The organism is Arthrobacter sp. 18067 (assembly GCF_902706295.1).
In the GTDB taxonomy this organism is placed as follows: Bacteria; Actinomycetota; Actinomycetes; order Actinomycetales; family Micrococcaceae; genus Arthrobacter.
In genome coordinates, this window is the sequence record NZ_CACSJJ010000043.1 from 1 (window position 1) to 9,133 (window position 9,133).

Genomic DNA, 9,133 nt, shown 5'->3' on the forward strand with positions numbered 1-9,133 from the left:
GTGGCCTCTGAAGTCGGGGCGAACTGGGCCTTTCCGTTGACCACCTCAGCGTCGTTGAGCAGCCCAGCACCGTGGACGTGGCCGATCCAGGTGACGGGCGCCGTCGAATCCTTAAACCCGTCCTTAATCAAGTCCGGCATACTCAAGAAGCGTCGTGACCGGACAGCGGCCAAGGCAGCCACAGCAGGGGACGATTCCGCCCGTAATGCCATCAACTGCCCGATTTCCTCCATGAACACATCATTTCACCGGGGTCCGACATTATTGGCGGCAAATGGGAGGCAGCTCCAACTTCCCGGAAAAATAGACAATCACGCTGAAGTCAGAGCCGCCAAGGCCATCTGTTCCAGGATCGGGCGGGCCGATTTCACCGCGATCCTCCTGCCGTGGTGGCGCACTGAGTGGGGTGTGGAGTTGATCAAACCAAAGGCTGCGTGTGCGCGGACCCGGAGGCCGGGGACATCTACGTCCGTGTGAATGCGGGCCAGGACGTCAACCCAGGTTTCCACGTAACTGCGCTGGAGGGACCTCACTTCTGCCTGGTCGGCGTCGCTGAGGCTTCCGAAGTCCCGATCCTGGACGCGGATGACGTCAGGGTTGCTAAGCGCGAAATCAACCTGGAACTGGATCAGTCCCTTCAGTGCGGACCGGGGATCGTCCGATTCCGACACCACCCGCAATCCGCCGTCCAGGAGGTCGCGGCTGACGCTGAGCAGAAGCTCTCCAAGAACAGCTTGCTTGCCGGGGAAGTGTCGATAAACGGCCGGACCGCTGACGCCCGCTGCGGCGCCCAGATCCTCAAGGGACACTCGGCTGAAGCCATTCTGTGCAAAAAGTCCCGCGGCAGCGGACAACAAAGCCAGCCGTCGGAGCTCTTTCGCCTGGCCTCGTTGGGTGGCCGCGCCACGGGTTCCGTCAGTGCTTGTTTCCGGGCCTCCGGTCACGTTCTCCTCCTTGGCGCCAGTCCCGGCACGCCTGACCGATAAGGCCATGCCGTGCTGGACATCACAGTTAATAAAGACTAACCTAAATTTCAGTTACGCGGCACTAACCGAAATGGCCTGTGGCCGGGAATGGAACAGGGGTCGATGGAGACAATCGCCAGCCTTACGGGCGCCGCCAGCGGCACCTTTGAAGCCAACCAGGAGGCGCAGCTGGCCTTGGTGGCAGAACTGAATGATCGCTTGGCGACGGCGGCCCTCGGCGGCCCGGCCAAGTCACGGGAGCGGCACATCGCCCGCGGAAAGCTCTTGCCGAGGGAACGCATCGACTACTTGCTGGATGCCGGCAGCCCCTTTCTTGAGATAGCGCCCCTGGCTGCCAACGGCATGTACAACGATGATTCCCCAGGTGCCGGGGTTATTGCCGGCATCGGCCTGGTCCATGGCCGGCACGTCCTGGTGATCTCCAATGACGCTACGGTCAAGGGCGGGACCTACTATCCGATGACTGTGAAGAAGCATCTCCGGGCCCAGGAAATCGCCTTGGAGAACGGCCTTCCCTGCATCTACCTGGTCGATTCGGGTGGAGCGTTCCTGCCCAAACAGGACGAGGTTTTCCCGGATAAGGAACACTTCGGACGGATCTTCTACAACCAGGCCAGGATGTCCGCAGCCAAGATCCCGCAGATCGCTTCCGTGATGGGCTCGTGCACTGCCGGCGGTGCATATGTGCCGGCCATGAGTGACGAGACGGTCATCGTGCGGAACCAAGGCACCATCTTTCTGGGTGGTCCGCCTCTGGTCAAAGCAGCAATCGGCGAGATTGTCACGGCCGAGGAGCTGGGCGGCGGCGACGTCCACTCCCGGATTTCCGGGGTCACGGACCACCTGGCCGAGAACGATCAGCACGCCCTGGAAATTGTGCGCGACATCGTGGCGACGTTGCCGAAGCCGGCGCAGCCGGCATGGGACGTGCTCGACGTCGTCCTGCCGCCCGTCGTCGAGCCCTCCGAGGTTTACGGCGTAGTTCCCACCGACGTGAATGCCCAGTACGACGTCCGCGAAGTCATCGCGAGGCTGGTGGATGGTTCCGAATTCCACGAGTTCAAAAAGAACTACGGCACCACTCTGGTCACCGGATTCGCGCACCTGCACGGCCATCCTGTGGGCATCGTGGCCAACAACGGCGTCCTCTTCAGCGAATCCTCGCTCAAAGGCGCCCACTTCATTGAGCTCTGCGACCAGCGCGGCATTCCCTTGATTTTCCTGCAGAACCTTTCCGGGTTCATGGTGGGCAAGGACTACGAGCAAGGTGGCATCGCCAAGAACGGCGCCAAGATGGTCACCGCGGTTGCCACGGCCAGGGTGCCGAAACTGACTGTGGTGATCGGCGGATCATTCGGCGCCGGCAACTACTCCATGTGCGGCCGGGCGTACTCACCACGTTTCTTGTGGATGTGGCCCGCAGCCCGCATCTCCGTCATGGGCGGAAACCAGGCCTCGAGTGTCCTCGCCACGGTCAAGAGGGACCAATACGAGGCAGCGGGCCAGGAATGGTCCGCCGAGGACGAGGAAGCTTTCAAAGCTCCCATCAAGCAGCAATACGAGGATCAGGGAAGTCCTTACTACTCCACGGCCCGGCTCTGGGACGACGGCATTATCGATCCCGCCGACACCCGCCGTGTCCTGGGCATGGCCCTGGACGTCGTTTCCCGCCAAAAACTGCCCGAGACCTCCTTCGGTCTCTTCAGGATGTGACCATGAGCCTGCCAACAACAGCCACAGCTCCACCCAGCCCGGCAACCAACGCCCGAACCCTCGGTTCCGTGCTTGTTGCCAACCGCGGTGAGATCGCCTGCCGGGTCATCCGGACGCTGAAGAAGATGGGTATCCGCTCCGTCGCCGTGTATTCGGACGCTGACAAAGACGCCAAGCACGTGGCCCTCGCCGATACCGCAGTCGCCATCGGTGGCACGGCACCGTCTGAGAGCTACTTGAAGATCGACGCCATCATCGACGCGTGCCGTCGCAGCGGGGCGGAGGCGGTCCACCCGGGCTACGGCTTCCTGTCCGAGAATGTGGAGTTCGCCAAAGCGCTGGACGCCGCGGGGATCACCTTCATCGGGCCGGGAATTGGCGCCATAGAAGTGATGGGGGACAAGATCCGTTCCAAGAACCATGTGTCGGCCTACAACGTTCCCTGTGTGCCTGGGATCGCCAAGCCTGGACTCACTGACCAGGAGCTGCTGGACGCGGCGCCGGGCGTCGGTTTCCCCTTGCTGATCAAGCCGTCGGCCGGTGGCGGCGGCAAGGGTATGCATGTGGTGGAACGGCTCGAGGACATGGCCGCCACGCTGCTCACGGCAAGGCGTGTGGCAGCATCCGCTTTTGGGGATGACACCCTCTTCCTGGAGCGCCACATCCGGGCACCCCGGCACATAGAGGTCCAGGTCCTGGCCGACAACCACGGCAACGTCATCCATCTGGGCGAGCGCGAGTGTTCCTTGCAACGCCGCCACCAGAAAGTGATTGAAGAGGCCCCCTCGGCCTTGTTCGAATCGATGAAGGACGGTGCTGCACAGCGGGCCAGGATCGGTGAGGCGGCCTGCAGCGCAGCACGTTCGGTCAACTACAGCGGTGCGGGAACCGTCGAGTTCCTGGTGTCCGATGAACACCCCGACGAGTTCTTCTTCATGGAAATGAACACCCGGCTGCAGGTGGAGCATCCTGTCACGGAAATGGTCACTGGCGTCGACCTCGTTGAATGGCAGGTGCGGATCGCCGCCGGCGAGGTCCTCACCGTAGCGCAGGCCGACGTCGTGCTTAAGGGCCACGCGGTAGAGGCGCGCGTTTACGCCGAGGTGCCCGAACGGAACTTCATGCCGTCCATGGGGCGGATTGTTGGGCTTGCCGAGCATGGTGCCGCGGACCCTGCCGTGTCAGGTCAGCAAAAGGCCCACGCCAACGTGCGGATCGACTCCGCTATGCGGGACGGGCTGGAGATTTCAGGCGACTACGATCCCATGCTGGCGAAAGTCATTGCGTGGGGTGAGGACAGGCCGGCGGCCTTGGACACCCTCGACGCGGCGTTGGGACGGTACACCCTGCTGGGCGTGGACACGAACGTCGAGTACCTTCGCCTGCTGATCAACGATGCCGACGTCCGGGCCGGACACCTCGATACCGGGCTCATTGAGCGCAAGCTGCCATCCATGGAGTTCAGGCACGCGGGTCCCAGCGAACTGATCGCCGCAGCCGTCACACTGTGGCTGGAACGTACCGGCCCGGCGATCGCGGGAGACGCGTGGAAGACCCCGGACGCCTGGCGCATCGGTGCCCGCGGTGCGTGGACGGCCACCTTCAGTGTTCCAGGCGGCGCGCTGGTGACGGTGTCCGTCACCGAACAGGCGTCCTTCACCCAAAATGACTGCACAGTGATGGCCAGGGTCGACGACGGCCAGCCCGTCACGGTCAGTGTGCTGGATCACGGCGTCGACAGCATCGTCCTGGAGCTCGACGGCGGTGTCGTCAGCTATGCGGTGGGTACGGCGCCGGACGATGCCGGGGAGATGTCCGTCGGCAACGATGGCTGGTCCTGCCGGCTTGCGGTCCTGAACCGGGCTGAACGCCTGCGTCGGGTGCTCGCCGGCATTCAGCGGGAAGAAGGGGCCGCGGACCCTGAGGTGCGCTCGCCCATGCCCGGAACCGTGGTGTCCGTGTCGGTGGCCAACGGAGATTCCGTCGAGGAAGGCCAAGTGCTTTTGGCTGTGGAGGCCATGAAGATGGAGCACCAACTGGTGGCCTCGGTATCCGGAACCGTCCACTTCAGCAGCAAACCCGGGGACCTGGTCAAAGCAGACCAGGTACTAGCCACCATTCACGTAGCCGGCGCCCCTGAGGGCGCAGCCGGTAAGAACACAGACAAGGAAGTCCAGCCATGAGCACATTTGAACTGAACAGCACTTTCGGGCTGACAGAGGAGTACCAGGATCTCAGCGACTCCGTCCGCGAGTTCGCCGACGAGGTGGTTGCGCCAGTCTCCGCCAAGCACGACGAAGAGCACAGCTTTCCCTACGAGGTAGTCAAGCAAATGGGGGAGATGGGCCTGTTTGGGTTGCCGTTCCCCGAAGAGTTCGGCGGGATGGGTGGAGACTACTTCGCCCTTGCCCTGGCGTTGGAGCAGTTGGGTCGCGTGGACCAGTCCGTGGCCATCACCCTCGAAGCCGGCGTATCGCTGGGCGCCATGCCCGTCTACCGCTTCGGTACGGATGCGCAGAAGGAACAGTGGCTGCCGGAGCTGGCATCCGGACGGTCCTTGGCCGGTTTCGGCTTGACGGAGCGCGAAGCCGGCTCCGATGCCGGCGGCACCAGGACCAACGCCCATCTGGAAGACGGGGAATGGGTCATCAACGGGAACAAGGAGTTCATCACCAACTCCGGCACGGACATCACCACGCTGGTCACCGTCACGGCGGTCACGGGGCACAAGGTGAACGCCGACGGCAGCACCAAGAAGGAGATCTCCACCATCCTTGTGCCCACGGAGACTCCCGGGTTCACCGCAGAAAAGCCGTACAACAAGGTCGGTTGGAATGCTTCAGACACCCACCCGCTCACCCTGGACAACGTCCGGGTCCCCGAAGCCAATCTCTTGGGCGAGCGCGGCCGCGGCTACGCCAACTTCCTCTCCATCCTGGACGAGGGCCGCATCGCGATCGCCGCGCTGGCCACCGGAGCGGCCCAGGGATGCGTGGACTTGTCCGTGAAATATGCCAAGGAACGTAGCGCATTTGGGCAGAACATCGGCAAATACCAGGCCATCCAGTTCAAGATCGCCCGCATGCAGGCAAGGGCCCACACCGCCCGTTTGGCGTACTACGACGCCGCCTCCCGGATGCTGGCAGGAAAGCCGTTCAAGACCGAAGCAGCCATCGCTAAGATGGTCGCAGGCGAGGCAGCCATGGACAACGCGCGGGACGCCACCCAGGTGTTCGGCGGCTATGGTTTCATCAACGAATTCACGGTGGCACGCCATTACCGCGACTCCAAGATCCTTGAAATCGGGGAAGGTACCACCGAGGTCCAGTTGATGCTTATCGCCCGTGAGCTGGGTCTGTAACCGCACGGGAAGGATCAAGGATGATTGACAAGGTTGTTGCCAGCGCCGCGGAAGCGGTGAAGGACATCCCGGACGGAGCTTCGCTTGCGGTGGGAGGATTCGGCTTGTGCGGTATCCCCGTTTCCTTGATCGATGCCCTCCACAGCCAAGGCACATCGGATCTTGAAACTGTCAGCAACAACTGTGGCGTGGACGACTGGGGCTTGGGAATCCTCCTCAAGGATGGACGCATCCGGCGGACCATCAGTTCCTACGTGGGGGAGAACAAAGAATTCGCGCGGCAATACCTTGCCGGGGAGCTGGAGGTTGTCCTCACCCCGCAGGGCACGCTGGCAGAGAAGCTGCGCGCCGGCGGCGCCGGTATCCCGGCCTTCTACACCAAAGCGGGTGTGGGAACCCAGGTCTCCGAAGGCGGCCTTCCGCAGAAGTACGACGCCGACGGGAACGTTGCGCTTGCCTCGTCGCCGAAGGAAGTGCGCACCTTCAACGATGCTGACTACGTCCTGGAAGAGTCCCTGACTCCGGACTTCGGTCTGGTCCATGCCTGGAAGGGTGACCGCCACGGGAACCTTGTTTTCCACGCTACGGCGATGAATTTCAACCCGCTTTGTGCCATGGCGGCCAAGACCACCATTGCCGAGGTGGAGGAACTGGTGGAACCCGGTGAGCTGGATCCGGAACACATCCACACGCCTGGCATCTTCGTGCACCGGGTGGTGCTGGCACCTTCAAGCGAGAAGCGGATCGAGAAGCGCACGGTGGCATTGGCGGCAGCCGCCGACACCAGCGGTACCAGCGAACAGGCAGGAGCCTAGCCATGGAATCGAACAGTCTCCCGGACCTCCCGCCCCGCCCCGAAGCCGTGCGACACGAATACCGACGTGCCGACGTCGAACATCACGAATCCAAAGGCTGGACCCGCAATGAACTGGCCGCGCGCGTGGCAAAAGAGCTCACCAACGGACAGTATGTGAACCTTGGAATCGGGATGCCAACCTTGATTCCCAACTACATTCCGCACGGAGTGGAAGTCATTCTCCATTCCGAGAACGGCATCCTGGGAGTGGGTCCCTACCCGGCGGAGGACAAGGTGGATCCGGACCTCATCAACGCGGGCAAGGAAACGGTGACCACCAACGCGGGCGCCGCATTTTTCGATTCTGCGTCGTCGTTCGGCATGATCCGGGGCGGACATGTGGACGTTGCTGTCCTGGGTGCCATGGAGGTGGCTGCCAACGGAGACCTCGCCAACTGGATGATTCCCGGAAAGATGGTCAAAGGCATGGGTGGTGCCATGGACCTGGTGTTCGGTGCCAAGAAGGTCATCGTCATGATGGAACATGTGGACCGCAATGGCCGGCCGAAAATCGTCCAGGACTGCACGCTCCCGCTCACCGGGAAGGGCTGTGTGGACCGGATCATCACGGACCTGGCCGTCATTGACGTCGTGAAGGACCAAGGCGACCCTCGCCTGGTCCTCCGCGAGCTGGCCCCCAACGTGACCCTCGAGGACGTGGTGGCGGCCACCGGGGCGGACTTGTTCGAGGAAGACCAGGAGCTCACCGTATGACCCGGGTGGTTGAGCAGCGTGGACTGTACTTCGACGAACTTGAAGAGGGCGTGGTCTATGCGCACAAGCCCGGACGCACGGTCACCGAGACGGACAACGTCCTTTTCACCACCATGACCATGAACACCCAGGCGCTGCACCTGGACGCCGCATGGAGTTCCGGACAGCCGTTCGGGCAGCGGCTGATGAACTCCATGTTCACGCTGTCCACCATGGTGGGGCAGTCCGTGACCCAGTTGACGCAGGGGACCATCATTGCGCAGCTGGGCCTGACGGATGTCACCTTTCCGCACCCGCTGTATCACGGGGATACCCTGTACACGGAAACGGTGATCACCGGCAAACGGTTGTCGTCGTCCCGCCCCGGACAGGGCGTTGTGACCATGCAGCACACTGGCCGCAACCAGGATGGAACTGTGGTGGCGTTGGCCACCCGGACCTGCCTGATGTGGACCAAGGAAGCGCACGCCGCGAAGTCCTAGTTTCCGTACCCGTCAGCACCTCACCAGCAAGGAACTTCATGCACTCTCCCTTCACCATGGGCCCGGCTCTCTTGTTCTGCCCCGCAGACCGGCCGGAGCGTTTCGGAAAGGCCTCTGACCGCTCCGATGCCGTGATCCTGGACCTGGAGGACGCTGTGGCTCCTGCGGACAAGCCGAGGGCCCGCGAAGCGATCCTTGAGCAGCTCGGTGCTGGAGAACTAGAGCCAAGCCGCACCATCGTCCGAGTGAATCCCGTGGGGACGCCTGAGTTCGAGCTCGATCTGGAGGCCTTGGCGAAGACGCCCTACCGGACAGTGATGCTGGCCAAGGCGGAAAGCGCTGTGCAGCTCAAGGCTTTGGAGGGATACCAGATCATTGCGCTCTGCGAAACGGCGGCCGGCATCGTCAACGCTGCTGCGATCGCCGCCGAACCGAATGTCGTGGGACTCATGTGGGGGGCAGAGGACCTGCTGGCTTCCTTGGGCGGGCTCTCCAGCCGGAACGACGACGGCGGGTACCGGGCTGTCGCACTGCACTCGCGTTCCGCTGTACTGCTCGCTGCGAAGGCCGCGGGTAAGGAAGCCATCGACTCGGTGTATGTGAACATCCCGGACCTTGAGGGCTTGGGCGTGGAGTCCCGGGATGCGGTAGCCAGTGGCTTCGGTGCGAAGGCCTGCATCCACCCGAACCAGGTCGCCGTGGTCCGGGAGGCGTACGCCCCGACTCCCGAAGCCGTAACCGGGGCCACCGAACTCCTTGACGCCGCCGCCGCCGCGGGCACGGGGGTCTTCCAGTTCAAGGGCAAAATGATCGACGGCCCCATCCTCAAACATGCCGAGGCGACACTTCGCCGGGCGGGCCTCGCGCGAGATGGCACTTAATGCCAATGTTTGGCGGGCAAAGTCAACTGGTGGGAGCAACGCTGGGGGTTAGGCCGCTTGTAGCAGCTGGTTTAGTCGGTTGGCTGGTGTTTCGAGGTTCAGGGTTGGTCTGGGTCGGCGGTTGAGTTTCGCTGCGACCA

At 62.9% G+C, this 9,133-nt stretch carries 8 protein-coding genes and 1 pseudogene; 7 read left to right on the plus strand and 2 right to left on the minus strand.

Annotated features, from left to right (window positions below):
- Together GVL04_RS23715 and GVL04_RS23720 are read right to left on the minus strand one after the other, a co-directional pair.
- Window positions 1-233, minus strand: a pseudogene (locus GVL04_RS23715) (HNH endonuclease); the annotation flags it as partial.
- Between the two features lie 78 nt (window positions 234-311).
- A complete protein-coding gene (locus tag GVL04_RS23720) occupies window positions 312-944 on the minus strand; it encodes a TetR/AcrR family transcriptional regulator (RefSeq protein ID WP_159709106.1) in 633 nt (210 codons plus the stop codon).
- 144 nt (window positions 945-1,088) lie between these two features.
- Here GVL04_RS23720 and GVL04_RS23725 point away from each other — a divergent pair, with 144 nt between their 5' ends.
- From GVL04_RS23725 to GVL04_RS23755, 7 genes are read left to right on the plus strand one after another with little or no spacing between them, the layout of a single operon-like run.
- The gene (locus GVL04_RS23725) at window positions 1,089-2,699 is read left to right on the plus strand and encodes a carboxyl transferase domain-containing protein (protein ID WP_159709108.1); all 1,611 of its coding nucleotides are present in this window, start codon (window positions 1,089-1,091) and stop codon (window positions 2,697-2,699) included.
- 2 nt (window positions 2,700-2,701) lie between these two features.
- Window positions 2,702-4,882 carry a biotin carboxylase N-terminal domain-containing protein gene (locus GVL04_RS23730; protein ID WP_159709110.1) on the plus strand — a complete coding sequence of 727 codons (2,181 nt, stop codon included), beginning with the start codon at window positions 2,702-2,704 and terminating at the stop codon, window positions 4,880-4,882.
- A complete protein-coding gene (locus GVL04_RS23735) occupies window positions 4,879-6,060 on the plus strand; it encodes an acyl-CoA dehydrogenase family protein (protein ID WP_159709112.1) in 1,182 nt (393 codons plus the stop codon). The genes GVL04_RS23730 and GVL04_RS23735 overlap by 4 nt, the downstream gene beginning before the upstream one ends.
- A 20-nt stretch (window positions 6,061-6,080) precedes the next feature.
- On the plus strand, window positions 6,081-6,875 hold the full coding sequence (locus tag GVL04_RS23740) for a CoA transferase subunit A (RefSeq protein WP_159709114.1): 795 nt from the start codon (window positions 6,081-6,083) through the stop codon (window positions 6,873-6,875).
- Between the two features lie 2 nt (window positions 6,876-6,877).
- A complete protein-coding gene (locus GVL04_RS23745) occupies window positions 6,878-7,630 on the plus strand; it encodes a CoA transferase subunit B (protein WP_159709116.1) in 753 nt (250 codons plus the stop codon).
- Complete coding sequence (locus GVL04_RS23750) at window positions 7,627-8,112, plus strand: MaoC family dehydratase (RefSeq protein WP_159709118.1); 486 nt, start codon at window positions 7,627-7,629, stop codon at window positions 8,110-8,112. Before GVL04_RS23745 ends, GVL04_RS23750 begins: the two co-directional genes overlap by 4 nt.
- 38 nt (window positions 8,113-8,150) lie before the next feature.
- Complete coding sequence (locus tag GVL04_RS23755) at window positions 8,151-8,993, plus strand: CoA ester lyase (protein WP_159709119.1); 843 nt, start codon at window positions 8,151-8,153, stop codon at window positions 8,991-8,993.
- Window positions 8,994-9,133 lie beyond the last annotated feature (140 nt).

What these genes read in the sequence shown, in the direction of transcription:
- GVL04_RS23725 (WP_159709108.1), top strand. Translation starts at nt 1,089, where the DNA reads ATGGAGACAATCGCCAGCCTTACGGGCGCCGCCAGCGGCACCTTTGAA.
- GVL04_RS23745 (WP_159709116.1), top strand. Translation starts at nt 6,878, where the DNA reads ATGGAATCGAACAGTCTCCCGGACCTCCCGCCCCGCCCCGAAGCCGTG.
- GVL04_RS23755 (WP_159709119.1), top strand. Translation starts at nt 8,151, where the DNA reads ATGCACTCTCCCTTCACCATGGGCCCGGCTCTCTTGTTCTGCCCCGCA.
- GVL04_RS23740 (WP_159709114.1), top strand. Translation starts at nt 6,081, where the DNA reads ATGATTGACAAGGTTGTTGCCAGCGCCGCGGAAGCGGTGAAGGACATC.
- GVL04_RS23730 (WP_159709110.1), top strand. Translation starts at nt 2,702, where the DNA reads ATGAGCCTGCCAACAACAGCCACAGCTCCACCCAGCCCGGCAACCAAC.
- GVL04_RS23735 (WP_159709112.1), top strand. Translation starts at nt 4,879, where the DNA reads ATGAGCACATTTGAACTGAACAGCACTTTCGGGCTGACAGAGGAGTAC.
- GVL04_RS23750 (WP_159709118.1), top strand. Translation starts at nt 7,627, where the DNA reads ATGACCCGGGTGGTTGAGCAGCGTGGACTGTACTTCGACGAACTTGAA.